Genomic DNA, 15404 nt, shown 5'->3' with positions numbered 1-15404 from the left:
ATACGCTGTTGACTTGATTTGATGAACGTCAGTTCTATCTATAGTCATTTGAATTAACTTTGATACATCGTCACTTTCGGCTTGCCGTACTCTGCAGAAGTGACTTGCTTTGCAAGTTATATCTCCAACCTAGCACAGCCACTAGGCTGTGCTAGCAACCTGCATCTCAGTTCCTTGTCTGAAAGCTAATTCATTCGACTATACATCTACGTCGCCTTGTATGATTTAGTATAAAAAGAATCCCCGCTGCGCCTGCAATGGGGATTTATTATGCCATCTATGAAAGGATGGATGATTTTAGGATTTTAAAGTGAAGACCGCAATAACTAAAGCTAGATACATCAAAAAGGTCAAGATAAAACTAGCTCGCCAGAAAACCTTGAAGAAACGGCGATATAAAAAATTCTTTTTCTTTAAAAGGAAGAAACCACAAAGACCAATCGCTAGTAGTGATAGGGCTAGGACAAGCTGAGGCAGTAGACTGTTATAGTAGGCCTTGTCCGAAATCAGATAAAATTCAATTGCATAGAGAGGAAAGGCAATGTCTGCAAAGTTCCATCCTCGGTTTTGCAACCTAAAAAACTTGACAGCAATTATCGAAATGGCCAAGGTTAGAAAGATAAATAGAAAGGCTACTATTTTTAAAAATATAATCGATTCAAACATACATTCATTCTATAAAAAATGTGAAAAAAAGTAAACCTAAAGCTTGCATTTCTTTGAAATTCGTGTATAATGAAAAGGTATGTGTAAAACACATATTTGTGGGAGGTAAAAATCTTTAATTACCGCCAAAACCACAATAGGAGGATTTTATATCATGGCTAAAAAAGTCGAAAAACTCGTAAAACTTCAAATTCCTGCAGGTAAAGCTACTCCAGCTCCACCAGTCGGACCAGCACTTGGTCAAGCAGGTATCAACATCATGGGATTCACAAAAGAGTTTAACGCTCGTACAGCTGACCAAGCTGGCATGATCATCCCAGTAGTTATCTCTGTGTATGAAGATAAATCATTCACTTTCATCACTAAAACACCACCAGCTGCTGTTCTTTTGAAAAAAGCTGCAGGTGTTGAAAAAGGTTCAGGTACACCAAACAAAACTAAAGTTGCAACAGTTACTCGTGCACAAGTACAAGAAATTGCTGAAACTAAAATGCCTGACTTGAACGCTGCATCTCTTGAAGCTGCAATGCGTATGATCGAAGGTACTGCTCGTTCTATGGGATTCACTGTTACTGACTAAGTAGCACCCAAGATTATCTGATTACAAGGAGACATATAACATGGCTAAAAAAAGCAAAAACTTGCGTGCTGCTCTTGAAAAAATCGACAGCACAAAACTTTACAGCGTAGAAGAAGCTGTTGCTCTTGCAAAAGAAACTAACTTCGCTAAATTTGATGCGTCAGTTGAAGTTGCCTACAACTTGAACATCGACGTACGTAAAGCTGATCAACAAATCCGTGGTGCAATGGTATTGCCAAACGGTACTGGTAAAACTTCACGCGTTCTTGTTTTCGCACGTGGTGCTAAAGCAGAAGAAGCAAAAGCTGCTGGTGCAGACTTTGTTGGTGAAGATGACCTCGTTGCTAAAATCAACGGTGGTTGGTTGGACTTCGACGTTGTTATCGCAACTCCAGATATGATGGCAGTTGTTGGACGTCTTGGTCGTGTACTTGGTCCACGTAACTTGATGCCAAACCCTAAAACTGGTACAGTAACAATGGATGTTGCTAAAGCAGTTGAAGAGTCTAAAGGTGGTAAAATCACTTACCGTGCTGACAAAGCAGGTATCGTACAAGCTCTTATCGGTAAAGTATCATTTGACGCTGACAAACTCGTTGAAAACTTCAAAGCTTTCCACGATGTAATGGCTAAAGCTAAACCAGCTACAGCTAAAGGTACTTACATGACTTCAGTATCAATCACAACAACACAAGGTGTTGGTATCAAAGTTGATCCTAACTCACTTTAATCAATAGAAAGATTGTCTTAAGGCAATCTTTTTTTCTTGAGATTTTCTTGACAAGCACTTGATTTCGATTTATACTATATTCAATTTACATAAAAGGAGTTATCCAATGAAAGTAGCAGAGAAAGAAGAGCTTTATAAATACCTTTCTGCAGCCTACAACCTTCCGCAGGAAGCATTTTCAGAAGCCCTGCGTGAAAAAATATTGGAGGTAGCAGGTCAGCTGGACAAGGAGGAAAATCTCTATATATTGGCAGGACACTTAAGTCGCTTTATCAATGCAGAGTTAACAGCTCTGACTTGCCGAGCGCCTAAGGAATTGGTGCAACTAGCCCATTACCTTCAAGAGGTTCAAAACCATTATCGCTATGCTAGTCTTTTTCCAGGAAAGGTAAAATAGGAGAAAACATGACAGAATATACAAAACCACTCGTTTGGAAGTGGGAAGATGAAAATGACAACCGATCTGGCAACCGTCCAACAGCGGGCAGTCGCTTTGAGCAAGAGCTACCAAAGGGAGAGAAGTCTTTCCAAGTCTATTCATTGGGGACGCCGAATGGCATTAAGGTTGCTATTATGTTGGAGGAGTTGAAAGAGTTAGGTATTTCGGAAGCTGATTATGACCTCTTTCTCATCAATATCGGTCAAGGAGACCAATTTGGCTCCGATTTTGTTGCCATCAACCCCAACTCCAAAATACCAGCTATGGTAGATTATTCCGAGCAAGAACCGATTTCGGTCTTTGAATCAGCCAATATTCTCCTCTACTTGGCAGAAAAGTTTGAAGCCTTTTTGCCAAAATCATGGGCAGAGCGGACAGAGGTTCTTAATTGGCTCTTCTGGCAAACTGGTGCCGCTCCATTTGTTGGTGGAGGATTTGGACATTTCTTCCATTACGCTCCGACAGCGCAAGAATATCCGATTAATCGCTATACAATGGAGACCAAGCGTCAGCTGGATCTCTTGGATCGACTATTGGCGACAAGAGAATATGTAGCTGGAAATACCTATACCATCGCAGATATTGCTATCTGGTCTTGGTATGGTCGCTTGGTTCAAGGAGAACTATATCCAGGCTCGGCAGAATTTTTAGATGTTGATTCTTACAAGCATCTAAAGACCTGGGTAGAGAAAATAGCCCAACGCCCAGCTGTACAACGAGGGTTGACAGTGAAATATCATTCAATTGATAATTAATTGACTTGCCCACCTTATGGGTGGGTTTTTCTTTTACTTTGGTATGATAAAAGTTTATAATGAAAGAGTTAGACTTTGTGAAAATCCAAAAACAGAAATTAATAATTGATACTCAATGAAAATCAGAATTAGACTAGGCGACGTAGATGCAGATAGAACTGAAGTTCATCAAATCAAGTCAACAACGTCTGATTTTGATTTTCGAAGAGTATGAGTTTTTCCTGTCTTATATTTACATAGAAAGTAATAGAAAAATGTCCGAAAAAGTTGAAATGCAGCAGTCCAAAGAACAGGCGACAATGGCCAGAGGCTTGGCTTGGTTGACTGCTGGAAATATTCTTAGTCGCCTACTTGGTGTTGCCTATGTTATTCCCTGGTATATTTGGTTAGGGGAATATAGAGCTGAAGCAAATGCCCTCTTTAGTATGGGGTATCAAATCTATGCCAACTTCTTATTGATTTCAACAGCTGGTCTTCCGACAGCTATTGCCAAACAAGTAGCTAAATACAATGTCTTGGGTAAAGAAGAGGTGTCGCTCTACTTGGTCAGAGAATTCTTCAAGCTCATGTTGGTCTTTGGAGCTGTCTTTGCAGGAGTCATGTATCTAAGTGCTCCGTGGTTGGCAGACGCATCGGGGTCGAAGGAAAAGTTACTTCCAGTCATGTATAGTCTAGTCCCGCCTCTCTTTATCTTCCCAGCCATGAGTATCTTGCGTGGTTTTTTTCAAGGTCAGCACGATATGAAACCCTATGCGATTAGCCAGCTTGCAGAACAGCTGGTACGGGTTATCTGGATACTGGCAGCAACATTTATGATTATGAAGTTGGGTAGCGGTGACTATCTTGAAGCAGTTGTCCAATCTACCTTTGCAGCTTTTGTCGGGATGATTGCTAGTGTTGGGATTTTAGTTTATACTTTATGGAAGCAAGGTTACCTTGGTAAGTTGCTTCATGCTAAGAAACAAAAGATTTCTTTGGATACAGGTCAACTTATTAAGGAAACTGTTCGAGATGCGATTCCAATTATCATTTTAGGTCTAACGATTCAATTATTGCAGTTTATTGACCAAGTCACATTTATTCGTGTTATGGAAAGAATTACGAATTACAGTAATTCGGAACTTTTGGAACTTTATTCGTATATGGCTGCCAATCCAAGTAAGATTACGATGATGATTATCGGGATTTCACTGAGTTTGGGAAGTGTTGCTATTCCATTGATTACAGAGAAATTTGTCAAGAAAGATTTGAAGGCGGCGTCTCATTTAGTGGCGGATAATCTACAATTACTCTTTATATTCACTATACCGGCAATTGTTGGAACAGTCCTGTTAGCTGGGCCACTCTATACGATTTTTTACGGACCGTCAGAGCCTATCGCCATTACTCTATTCATTTGGAACTTATTTTTAATTTTACCTCTGGGCCTATATTCTGTCATTAGTGTGGTCATTCAAGCAATATTTGAAAATAGAAGAGCGATTTATTATTTCTTGATTGGGATGCTAGTGAAAATCGTTTTACAAGTACCAATGATCTATGTCTTTAAGGTATATGGTAGCTTTATCTCAACGATATTTGGGTTGGGAATTATGCTGTACCTCTTCTATAGACGAATTGACAAGGTTCTGCATATTGATGAAAGACTAGTGATAAAAGATATTGCGACCATTAGTTGGATTTCTATCGTAATGGGACTCGTTGTATGGGGGATTGAATTTGTCCTGAATCTTATTCTTCCAGCAAATGGCTATGTATCTAGCTTTATCCACTTGGCTGTTGCAGGTGGAGCAGGTATGCTTGTTTTTGTCATCTTGACATTGAAGACTCGTCAGCTAGATCGTTTAATTGGAAGTCGGGCTCAGAGTTTACGGAGGAAATTGCGCCTAGGCTAGTTTGTTTTAAAAATCTCTATTTTCTACTATTGAAAAGCTGGGAAAAAGAGGCGTTTTAGAATGTGAGAAGGAAAGTTCGTTGAGGATTTTCCTTTTTTCTTGGAGATTTCAGTATAAAAAAAACGGTTTTTGTGGTAGAATAGTAGGGATAAAAAAGAGGAGAGAGATGATGAAACCTAAATACGAACGTATTCTAATCAAACTATCTGGTGAGGCCTTGGCTGGTGAACGTGGTGTCGGTATTGACCTTAAAACTGTTCAGGAAATGGCAAAGGAAATTCAGGAAGTCGCAGAATCAGGTATTCAGATTGCCCTTGTTATTGGTGGTGGTAACCTTTGGCGTGGAGAACCTGCTGCTGAAGCGGGTATGGATCGAGTTCAAGCAGACTATACAGGCATGTTGGGGACTGTTATGAATGCTCTTGTAATGGCTGATTCCCTTAAACAGCTTGGTGTGGATACACGTGTGCAGACAGCGATTGCGATGCAGTCAGTTGCAGAGCCTTATATTCGTGGTCGTGCTCTTCGTCATCTTGAAAAGGGTCGCATTGTTATTTTTGGAGCTGGTATTGGTTCTCCGTACTTCTCAACGGATACGACAGCGGCTCTTCGTGCTGCAGAAATTGAAGCGGATGCGATTTTGATGGCTAAAAATGGTGTGGATGGCGTCTACAATGCTGATCCGAAGAAGGATGCTAATGCAGTTAAATTCAATGAATTGACCCACCGTGAAGTGATTAGTCGTGGTTTGAAAATTATGGATGCGACGGCATCAACTCTCTCAATGGACAATGATATTGATTTGGTCGTGTTCAATATGAATGAACCAGGAAATATTAAACGTGTTGTCTTCGGTGAGCCAATCGGTACTACCGTTTCAAATTCTTCAGAAGAAAAATAAATCATATCGTCATTTAGTTTTTCTTTTATGTACTTCGACGATTGAGGGAATATTGTTTCCTTATTTCCAACTTCAAATACTCCACTGGAGTATTTGAACTCGCCTTGCCTAACTTCAGTTATGCCTGTGGCTCGTTGCCTAGTACTAAAAGTAAACTAAAAGACTGTAAAAAAATACAAAGAAGGAAGTCTTATGTCTAAAGAAATTATTGCTAAAGCGCAAGAGCGCATGAATCAATCTCATCAGAGTTTGGCACGTGAATTTAGCCACATTCGTGCTGGCCGTGCCAATGCTAGTTTGTTGGACCGTATTTCAGTTGAGTACTACGGTTCTCCAACACCATTGAACCAGTTGGCTGGTATTACAGTGCCAGAAGCGCGTGTTCTATTGATCACTCCGTTTGATAAGTCAATCTTGAAGGATATCGAGCGTGCTTTGAACGCATCTGACCTTGGTTTGACACCACAGTCTGACGGTACTGTTATCCGTTTGGTTATTCCTGCTCTTACTGAGGAAACTCGTAAGAATTTAGCGAAGGATGTGAAAAAAGTGGGTGAGAACTCTAAAGTTGCTATCCGCAATATCCGTCGTGATGCTATGGATGATGCTAAAAAAGCTGAAAAAGCAAAAGAAATCACTGAAGACGAATTGAAGTCACTTGAAAAAGATATTCAAAAAGTAACAGATGATGCTATCAAAACAATTGATAAAATGACTGCCGACAAAGAAAAAGAATTGTTGGAAGTTTAATCAACACGTTTTTAGGCTACAAAACAGATCATCACCGGGCTGTCTAACTTCCAGTGGTGAACCAATAAGAAATCTAATGGGGGGAGTTAGACAAGACTTCCCCCACTTTTTAATCAGAAAGAAGAAAATCATGAATGATTTATTAGCACAGTATATCGTTGGTTTAGTGACTGACGAAAACGATCAGTTTTACTTTGTCCAAAAAGAGGGTAGAACCTTTGCTCTTTCTAAGGATGAAGGAGAACATAGTCTAGGTCAATCTGTTAAGGGATTTGCCTATATCGATATGAAACAAAAACTCCGTTTGACAACTAAGGAAGTTGGGGCGAGTCGTACCAGCTTTGGTTGGGGAACTGTCACAGAGGTACGTAAGGATTTGGGTGTCTTTGTGGATACAGGTCTGCCAGACAAGCAAGTGGTTGTTTCCTTGGACATTTTGCCTGAAATCAAGGAACTCTGGCCGAAAAAAGGGGATCAGTTGTACGTCAAATTAGACGTCGATAAGAAGGACCGCATTTGGGCTCTGCCAGCTTTTCAGGAAGATTTTCAGAAAATGGCTGGACCTGCCTATGACAATATGCAAAACCAAAATCTGCGAGCGATTGTCTATCGTTTGAAAATGAATGGTACTTTTGTTTATTTGCCAGACAACAACATGCTTGGTTTTATCCATCCGAGCGAACGCTTTGCGGAACCACGTTTGGGTCAGGTTTTAGAGGCGCGTGTCATCGGCTACCGTGCAGTTGATCGGACCTTGAACTTGTCTCTCAAGCCACGTTCATTTGAGATGCTGGAAAATGATGCCCAGATGATATTGACTTATCTGGAAAGCAATGGAGGTTTCATGACCTTGAACGATAAGTCTGCTCCGGAAGACATCAAGGCTACCTTTGGTATTTCCAAAGGGCAATTCAAAAAAGCTCTTGGAGGTCTGATGAAGGCTGGAAAAATTAAACAGGATTCTTTGGGAACAGAGTTAGTGTAGGGGGCGTCTATGCTAGTATATATTGCTGGTAGTGGGGCAATGGGGTGTCGGTTTGGTTATCAATTGTCTAAGACAAATCATGAAGTGATTTTGTTGGATAATTGGGAAGAGCATATCGAAGCGATTCGAGCAAACGGCTTGAAAGTGACTGGAGATGTAGAGGAAATTGTACACTTACCCATCATGAAACCGACCGAAGCAACGAGAGAAGCAGATTTTATCATTCTATTGACAAAGGCTGATCAGTTGCCAAAGATGTTGCGGGATATTAAGCCGATTATCGGTCCAACTACCAAGGTTTTGAGTCTCTTGAATGGTTTGGGGCATGCGACGACCATGCGTCGGTACGTGCCAGATGAAAGTATCATGGTTGGGGTGACCATGTGGTTGGCGGGACTAAAGGGTCCTGGACATGCTCACTTAGAAGGTCCGGGTTCTATGTCTGTTCAGCATATTCTTGGTAATGAGCAATCAGTTGCGGATATTATTGAAATGCTGAATGAAGCTGGGCTAAATGTGACCTATGACAATCATGTTGTCAGTGCTATTTGGCAGAAAGCCTGTGTCAATGGTGTGATGAATCCAACTTGTACCATTTTAGACTGTACAATTGGTGAATTATTTGGTACGGAGGCTGGACTGAATCTAGTACAGGGGATTTTCAAAGAATTTATTGCTGTTGCTAAGTCTGAGGCAGATGGAATTGACGAAGAAGTTATTTGGAAATATGTTATTGATGCTTCGAAGAAGGCTTCTAATCACTATCCATCTATGCACCAGGATTTGGTCCAACATGGTCGAAAGACAGAAATTGATTATCTGAATGGAGCAGTTGTATTCAAAGGTAAGCGAGCAGGCATCCCTACGCCATACTGTCAGATGATAACAGACATGGTTCACGCCAAGGAAAGTATGCTGGGGTTGAGATAGTAGAAAGTCATGCTGATTGAAGTGGAAACGATTGAAGAATATATGGCTGCCTTGCCTGAGAATCGGAAGGAAGCGGTTGAACGGCTCCATCAAGTGATTGTGGAACAGTTACCAGCTGGTTTTGAAGTAGGCATCTTGGGAGGTATGATTAACTATTATGTGCCGCTTACTGCCTACCCTGATGGTTATCATTGCACACCGGGAGAGCCCCTGCCTTTCCTTGCCTTGGCATCACAAAAGGCACACATCGCCCTCTACCACATGGGAATCTATATGGATCAAGAATTGAATGATTGGTTCGTTGCTGCTTATCAAGCACAGGTGCCTACCAAACTGGATATGGGCAAGTCCTGTGTTCGCATGAAAAATCCCAAGAATATTCCTTATGAATTGATAGGGGAATTGGTTAGTAAGATGTCTATGGAGCGCTATATAGAGCTCTACGAAAAAAATTATAGAAAGTAGATGTAGTGAGAAGAAGTTTTTATTCTTGGTTGATGACCCAGCGCAACCCGAAAAGTAATGAACCAGTAGCTATCTTGGCAGATTATGCCTTTGATGAATCTGATTTTCCTAAGCAATCAGATAATTTCGATGAAGTCAGTCGTTTTTTGGAGGAATCGGCCAGCTTTGCCTTTTCCATGTCTGATTTTGATGCGATTTGGGAAGATTATTTGGGACATTGATGGATAAAATAGTACAAAATAGCCCTGTTTGGGCTATTTTTGTTATAATAGAGAAAAGCACAGGAAAAGGAGCAACTCTTGCTAGAACATTCAATTGATATTCAACTCAAGCATCCAGATGATTCGTTTAGTCTATTTGGTTCGAATGAACGCCATCTGAGATTGATGGAACAGGAACTAGGTGTGGTTATTCATGCCCGTACGGAAAAAGTGCAGGTAATTGGACAGGAAGAACATGTAGAACAAGCGCGTCTTGTTATCCAGTCTCTCCTTGTCTTGGTGAGTCGTGGTTTGGTTATCAATACACCAGATGTGGTGACAGCTATTTCCATGGCAAAAAATGATGAGATTGAGAAATTCGTTGCCCTCTATGAAGAAGAGATTATCAAGGACAACTATGGCAAACCCATTCGCGTAAAGACCCTTGGACAAAAACTCTACGTGGACAGCGTAAAGCGTCATGACATCGTGTTTGGAATCGGTCCTGCTGGTACAGGTAAGACCTTCTTGGCGGTTACTCTAGCTGTAACAGCCCTCAAGCGGGGACAGGTCAAGCGGATTGTCCTGACACGTCCTGCGGTAGAAGCAGGCGAAAGTTTAGGATTTTTGCCAGGGGACTTAAAAGAAAAAGTAGACCCCTATTTGCGTCCTGTCTATGATGCCCTCTACCAGATTTTGGGCAAGGAGCAGACCACGCGCCTAATGGAGCGCGAGATTATCGAGATTGCACCGCTGGCCTATATGCGGGGGCGGACCTTGGAAGATGCCTTTGTCATCTTAGATGAGGCGCAAAATACCACCATTATGCAGATGAAGATGTTCCTGACCCGTCTGGGCTTTAATTCCAAGATGATTGTCAATGGGGATATTAGTCAGATTGACCTGCCGCGCAAGGTTAAGTCAGGCCTGATTGATGCGACAGAGAAATTAAGCAAGATTCCGCAGATTGATTTCGTGTATTTTTCAGCCAAGGATGTGGTCCGCCACCCAGTTGTTGCCCAGATTATCAATGCCTACGAGCAGGAGGCTCTGGCAGCGGATAGTCGAGCAAGTTTTGAAACGATTGGGAAGCCTAGTCGGAGCGAAGAGGATGAAGATTAGTCAATTTTCAAATCGTTATCAAGTACGAAAGTTAGCAGACGCCGACTTGGAGCAGGTCTTGGCACTCTACCAGACCAACCCTCTCTATTTTGAACATTTTCCACCCTTGCCTAGTCTGGAAAGTTTAGCAAATGACCTTGTCGACTGTCCGCCAGGTAAGGAGCTACCAGATAAATATTTTCTAGGATTCTGGGATAAAGAGCAATTAGTTGCCATCCTAGACCTAATTGACGGTTATCCGACTGCAGAGATTGCCTATATCGGACTTTTTATGGTGGATTCAAGATTGGCTGGTCAGGGTCTTGGCTCAAAGATCATAGCGGAGCTCCTATCTCAGTTAGCAAGTCACTTCAAAAAAGTGCGTCTAGGCTATGTAGAAAGCAATCCTCAGTCCAGTCATTTTTGGTCCAAAGTTGGATTTTGTCCAACTGGTGAGGTCAAAGAAATAGCTGGAAAAACAATCGTCATAGCTGAACATGCATTAGATGAATAATAATAAAAAACTGCCTGGTTCAATCAGAACTGGGCAGTACTTATTTTACATTCTAAAAAATGGATTGAAATTTTTCTCATGTCCAACGCTGGTATTTTGACCATGACCGGGATGGACAGTGTAGTGGTTTGGTAGGGTGAAAATGTGTTCTCTGATACCCGCAATCAAGTCGTCAAAATTGCTGGTTGGCAGGTCTGTACGCCCAATCGTTTCACGGAAGAGAGCATCACCTGTAATGACCGCTTCAGCTTCTGGGAAAATAAAGGATACCCCACCGATGGAGTGGCCGGGTGTTGGCACAACCTTGAAATGAAAACCGTCAAACTGGTAGTCTTCTTGGTATTGGAAGATTTTTTCAGCAGGTCGGCAGACTACATTTTCCATATCATCATGACGAGGTAGACCTGATAGATTCATCTCTGGTGTGTAGAGCCAGCTGGCTTCACTTTCAGCCACATAGACAGGTGGGAAATTGTAGGTCTCACGCAGAATGTCCAAGCTCATAATATGGTCATAGTGAGTGTGAGTCAGGAGAATAGCCGAAATTGGTTTTCCGATTTTTTCGATAGTTGCTTGAATTTTTGTCCAGTCACTCCCAGGGTCAATGATAATCAGATGGGTATCATTTTCAAGGTAGTAGGTATTTTGAAAAGCGACAGGATTGACAGATTTGTGAATAATCATTCTTTTTCCTTCTTCTAACAGTTACTGATGTTACTAGTCTAACAAAAAAACACGTCTTCTTCATGGAATTTGTTTGGAGCTTTTTCCATGAGAGGGAATATGCTATAATGAACAGTATGAAAGACACAAGAACAAGCAATCGGTATGCCGTTGTGGATTTGGAAGCAACTGGTACAGGTACCGATGCAAAAATCATTCAAATCGGGATTGTTCTCGTTGAAAATGGAGAAATCATTGACAGTTACGCAACGGACATCAATCCCTATGAGCTACTGGATGACCATATCAAGAATCTGACAGGTATCACAGACCAACAGCTAAGTCAGGCTCCGGATTTTGGTCAGGTAGCAAGTACCATTTATGACATGATTGGAGATGCTATTTTTGTAGCCCATAATGTCAAATTTGATGCCAATCTCTTGGCAGAAGCACTCTTTTTTGAAGGCTATGAACTGTTGACGCCACGTGTAGATACGGTGGAATTATCACAGCTATTTTTCCCGACTTTTGAAAAATACAGCTTGGGAAATCTTGCAGAGCATTTGGAACTTGGTTTGGACCAGGCGCACACGGCCATATCAGATGCCATGGCTACGGCGCGCTTGCTCATCAAAATTCAAGAGAAAATAAAGAGCTTACCCAGGTCTATTGTTGAAAAGATTCTTGATTTGGCGGACAATCTGCTCTTTGAATCCCGTCTGGTCATTGATGAAATGGTGCCTGTTCTGTCAGAAAACCTATCATACGATTTAGAATCTATTCATGGCTTGGTCTTGAAAAAGCCAGAAGAAATCAAGTCGGCCTACCGATTATCTGAAGATTTTTCGACCAATATTGCCCTTCTCGGCTTGCATGAACGCAAAAAACAAACTGCATTTGCTCAAGTAGTAGAAAAACGCTTGGCAGATGCAGAAAAAGTGCATTTTATACAGGCACAGGCAGGCTTGGGGAAGACTTACGGTTATCTCTTGCCTTTACTTGCTAAGTCAGACCAGCCTTTATTGGTCACCGTACCGACCAAGCTCCTTCAAGAGCAGATTATGGAAAAGGAAGGGAGCAAGCTTAAAGAGATATTTCGTATTCCCATAGTCTCTCTAAAATCGCCCAAGCATTTTATCAAGTTAGACAGCTATTGGAGAACCCTGCAAAGGCAGGATGATAATCGCCTGGTCAATCAATTTAAGATGCAGGTCCTGGTCTGGCTGACAGAAACTCACACAGGCGATTTGGACGAACTCAAGCAGAAACAACGCTATCAAGCCTACTTTGATGAGATTGCCCACGATGGGAAATTGGAGACTGAAAGTCTTTTTGGGGGCTGGGATTTTTGGCAACGGTTGAACCAACAAGCTCTCTCTAGTAGATTGCTCATTACCAACCACGCTTATTTTCTCAACCATCTTAAGGATCAAGACCCTCTCATGGATAAGCGTCTGGTGGTGATTGATGAAGCTCAAAAGTTTCTCTTGGCTGCTGAAAATCTAGCGACGGCTTCGCAAGATTTGACAAGTATGTTACAAGTATTGCAAAGTAAAAAGGACAGAGCGACGACTATTTTGGACCAACGCTTGTATGAGTCTTGCCAGTTTGAACTCAACCATTTTTTGAGTCGTTTTCGCCAGCATGGTCAACGAGAGGTTCAAAAGGCTGAACTTCATCAACTTGGTCAGAACCTGGTGGAGCTTGGAGATGTTGATTTGAACGACTTGCATCAGCTCATAGACTATTACGATACCTTTTGGTTGGAGGAGAAAAATTTAGAAGAAAAGCGGCTTGCCTATTTGCGGGGCTCCAAGGACAGTCTCCTAAATGCGACCAGCTACCTGCCTGATACCAAGATTTTCTGCATCAGCGCCACCTTGACCATCAGCAAAAAGGTCAGTCTGGCGGATCTGCTGGGCTTTGAGCAGGTCACTTTGGATTTGATACCGACTCAAACTGTGACCAACCAGCAGCTGCTTTTTCCGACTCATCTCCCCGACATCCTCGCTTGGACCAAGGAGGAGCATGCAGCTTATTTGGCTACTACTTTAAGAGAAATAGCAGAGCTGGGACGACCGATTTTGGTCTTGTTCACATCGATTTCTCTGCTCTTGCAGGTGTCGGATTTGTTAGAAGACAATAACATTCCCCACCTAGCCCAGCACAAGCATGGACAGGAAATGACACTCAAACGCAAATTTGAACGAGGGGAATGCCAAATTTTACTCGGCACAGGCGTATTCTGGGAGGGAGCTGACTTTGCCAGCCAGGACCAATTGATTCAGGTCATTACAAGGCTGCCATTCGACAATCCAAAGGACCGTTTTGTCCAGAAAATCAATCACCATCTACGTAAGGAAGGGAAAAATCCATTTTATGATTACAGCCTACCTATGATGATGATTAAGTTGCGTCAAGCCATTGGACGCACCAATCGACATGACAAACAAGATTCTCTAGTCTTGGTATTAGATCCTCGCATCCATACCAAACGCTATGGACAGCAAGTTCTCTCCTTCTTTGAGAAGGATTATCAAGTGTTACAGCCTAGCGAAAGTGAAATGGTAACAATCTCACAGGAATTTTTTGAATAGATTAAAGGGAGGCGACAAGTTCTCCTTTTAGTTTTGAGTATAAGCTTACCTATTTCTAGGAATTTTCCCTCATTCTCTGCTAAATAACATTGATTTTCTTTATACCTAAAATATGGTATAATTTTCCAAATATTAGTTTTTGTGAGAAGAGATTATGACAGAAAAAACAATCGTATTTAAGGTGGGCACCAGCTCTCTGACCCAAGAAAATGGCAGCCTGGACCGGATCAAGATTGCTCGGATTACCAATCAGTTGGCTCAGTTGCATCAGAAGGGCTACCAGATTGTGCTGGTGACTTCGGGCTCAATTGCTGCTGGTTTTCGGAGATTGGGATTTGACAAGCGACCGACCAAGATTGCGGAGAAACAGGCTTCTGCAGCAGTGGGTCAGGGCTTGCTGATTGAGGAATACACGCAGAATCTGATGAAAGACGGTATTGTGTCGGCTCAGATTTTGCTGACTCAGGATGATTTTGCGGATGCCAGACGTTATCAGAATGCCTCTCAGGCCTTGCAGGTTTTGCTCAAGCAACGGGCTATTCCCATTATCAATGAAAATGATACCATTGCCATTGAGGAAATCAAGGTGGGGGACAACGATACCCTGTCTGCCCAGGTGGCTTCGCTCTTGAAAGCAGACCTCTTGGTGCTTTTGACGGATGTGGACGGGCTTTACACAGCCAATCCCAACAGCGATCCGACTGCCCAGCATTTGCCTGAAATCAAGGAAATTACGGAAGATTTGTTTGCCATGGCGGCAGGAGCAGGCTCGTCCAACGGGACTGGTGGCATGACCACAAAATTGCAAGCGGCACAGATTGCGACCAAGTCAGGCGTGCCCGTCTTTATCTGCTCTTCAAAAGAGGATACCGCTCTCTTACAAGCAGTCACCCAAGCCAACCGTGGCACCCTCTTTTTAGCAGATGACCATGCTATGAACCAACGCAAGCAGTGGATGGCCTTCTACGCCCGAACAGATGCAGCGGTTGAAGTGGATGCGGGAGCTGTTGAGGCGATGTTGCACCAAGGTCGCAGTTTGCTAGCTGCTGGTGTCAAAGCTCTTGAAGGTGACTTTGAAGTGGGGCAGGTTGTGGAAGTTTACAGCCAGGCAGACCACCGTTTGATTGGTAAAGGGCGGGTCAAACTGTCCTCTAAAGACTTACAGGACCAGTTGGCAAATGGCAGAGCAGAGGGCGTGTTCATTCACCGCAACGATTGGGTGAGCTTATAGTT

17 protein-coding genes are annotated in these 15404 nt (G+C 42.4%); 15 read left to right on the top strand and 2 right to left on the bottom strand.

Annotation, left to right across the window (positions count from 1 at the left end; all coding sequences use genetic code 11):
- Positions 1 to 297 precede the first annotated feature (297 nt).
- A complete protein-coding gene (locus tag ODU46_RS01535; RefSeq protein WP_004194874.1) occupies positions 298 to 666 on the bottom strand; it encodes a DUF3397 domain-containing protein in 369 nt (122 codons plus the stop codon).
- A gap of 154 nt (positions 667 to 820) precedes the next feature.
- On the opposite strand from ODU46_RS01535, the gene rplK reads away from it, so the two are divergent.
- From rplK to ODU46_RS01470, 13 genes are all read left to right on the top strand, one after another.
- Positions 821 to 1246 carry a 50S ribosomal protein L11 gene (gene rplK / locus ODU46_RS01530; protein WP_002935890.1) on the top strand — a complete coding sequence of 142 codons (426 nt, stop codon included), beginning with the start codon at positions 821 to 823 and terminating at the stop codon, positions 1244 to 1246.
- Between the two features lie 40 nt (positions 1247 to 1286).
- On the top strand, positions 1287 to 1976 hold the full coding sequence (gene rplA / locus ODU46_RS01525; protein WP_004194879.1) for a 50S ribosomal protein L1: 690 nt from the start codon (positions 1287 to 1289) through the stop codon (positions 1974 to 1976).
- Positions 1977 to 2082: 106 nt separating this feature from the next.
- On the top strand, positions 2083 to 2373 hold the full coding sequence (locus ODU46_RS01520; RefSeq protein ID WP_012775208.1) for a hypothetical protein: 291 nt from the start codon (positions 2083 to 2085) through the stop codon (positions 2371 to 2373).
- An 8-nt stretch (positions 2374 to 2381) separates the two neighbouring features.
- A complete protein-coding gene (gene yghU, locus ODU46_RS01515; RefSeq protein WP_398579131.1) occupies positions 2382 to 3170 on the top strand; it encodes a glutathione-dependent disulfide-bond oxidoreductase in 789 nt (262 codons plus the stop codon).
- 254 nt (positions 3171 to 3424) lie between these two features.
- Complete coding sequence (locus ODU46_RS01510; protein WP_398579179.1) at positions 3425 to 5065, top strand: oligosaccharide flippase family protein; 1641 nt, start codon at positions 3425 to 3427, stop codon at positions 5063 to 5065.
- A gap of 166 nt (positions 5066 to 5231) precedes the next feature.
- Positions 5232 to 5966 (top strand): UMP kinase, encoded by a 735-nt coding sequence (pyrH, locus tag ODU46_RS01505; RefSeq protein WP_015445263.1) that lies wholly within the window; start codon positions 5232 to 5234, stop codon positions 5964 to 5966.
- Positions 5967 to 6158: 192 nt separating this feature from the next.
- Positions 6159 to 6716 carry a ribosome recycling factor gene (gene frr, locus ODU46_RS01500; protein WP_024391695.1) on the top strand — a complete coding sequence of 186 codons (558 nt, stop codon included), beginning with the start codon at positions 6159 to 6161 and terminating at the stop codon, positions 6714 to 6716.
- 130 nt (positions 6717 to 6846) lie between these two features.
- Positions 6847 to 7701: an RNA-binding virulence regulatory protein CvfB gene (gene cvfB, locus ODU46_RS01495; protein WP_105212063.1), complete on the top strand. Its 855-nt coding sequence runs from the start codon at positions 6847 to 6849 to the stop codon at positions 7699 to 7701.
- 9 nt (positions 7702 to 7710) lie between these two features.
- On the top strand, positions 7711 to 8631 hold the full coding sequence (locus ODU46_RS01490) for a 2-dehydropantoate 2-reductase (RefSeq protein ID WP_398579130.1): 921 nt from the start codon (positions 7711 to 7713) through the stop codon (positions 8629 to 8631).
- 9 nt (positions 8632 to 8640) lie between these two features.
- Positions 8641 to 9096 carry a DUF1801 domain-containing protein gene (locus ODU46_RS01485; protein WP_172115115.1) on the top strand — a complete coding sequence of 152 codons (456 nt, stop codon included), beginning with the start codon at positions 8641 to 8643 and terminating at the stop codon, positions 9094 to 9096.
- A 5-nt stretch (positions 9097 to 9101) separates the two neighbouring features.
- The gene (locus ODU46_RS01480; protein ID WP_009910192.1) at positions 9102 to 9317 is read left to right on the top strand and encodes a YozE family protein; all 216 of its coding nucleotides are present in this window, start codon (positions 9102 to 9104) and stop codon (positions 9315 to 9317) included.
- Between the two features lie 78 nt (positions 9318 to 9395).
- Entirely contained in the window at positions 9396 to 10418 is a 1023-nt protein-coding gene (locus ODU46_RS01475; RefSeq protein ID WP_024407521.1) for a PhoH family protein, read from the top strand.
- Positions 10408 to 10911 (top strand): N-acetyltransferase, encoded by a 504-nt coding sequence (locus tag ODU46_RS01470; RefSeq protein WP_024407522.1) that lies wholly within the window; start codon positions 10408 to 10410, stop codon positions 10909 to 10911. Before ODU46_RS01475 ends, ODU46_RS01470 begins: the two co-directional genes overlap by 11 nt.
- Positions 10912 to 10956: 45 nt before the next feature.
- On the opposite strand, the gene ODU46_RS01465 is transcribed toward ODU46_RS01470, so the two are convergent.
- The gene (locus ODU46_RS01465) at positions 10957 to 11595 is read right to left on the bottom strand and encodes an MBL fold metallo-hydrolase (RefSeq protein ID WP_024407523.1); all 639 of its coding nucleotides are present in this window, start codon (positions 11593 to 11595) and stop codon (positions 10957 to 10959) included.
- Between the two features lie 107 nt (positions 11596 to 11702).
- Between ODU46_RS01465 and ODU46_RS01460 the strand changes: the two genes are divergently transcribed.
- Together ODU46_RS01460 and proB are read left to right on the top strand one after the other, a co-directional pair.
- A complete protein-coding gene (locus ODU46_RS01460) occupies positions 11703 to 14171 on the top strand; it encodes a bifunctional DnaQ family exonuclease/ATP-dependent helicase (protein ID WP_398578128.1) in 2469 nt (822 codons plus the stop codon).
- Between the two features lie 154 nt (positions 14172 to 14325).
- Positions 14326 to 15402: a glutamate 5-kinase gene (gene proB / locus ODU46_RS01455; RefSeq protein WP_029998657.1), complete on the top strand. Its 1077-nt coding sequence runs from the start codon at positions 14326 to 14328 to the stop codon at positions 15400 to 15402.
- The last annotated feature ends 2 nt before the right edge of the window (positions 15403 to 15404 follow it).

This window comes from Streptococcus sp. 2020WUSS089, assembly GCF_044427405.1.
Classification (GTDB): domain Bacteria; phylum Bacillota; class Bacilli; order Lactobacillales; family Streptococcaceae; genus Streptococcus; species Streptococcus hashimotonensis.
Note: the sequence above shows the minus strand (reverse complement) of the source record. Positions and strands in the feature narration are given on the sequence as shown.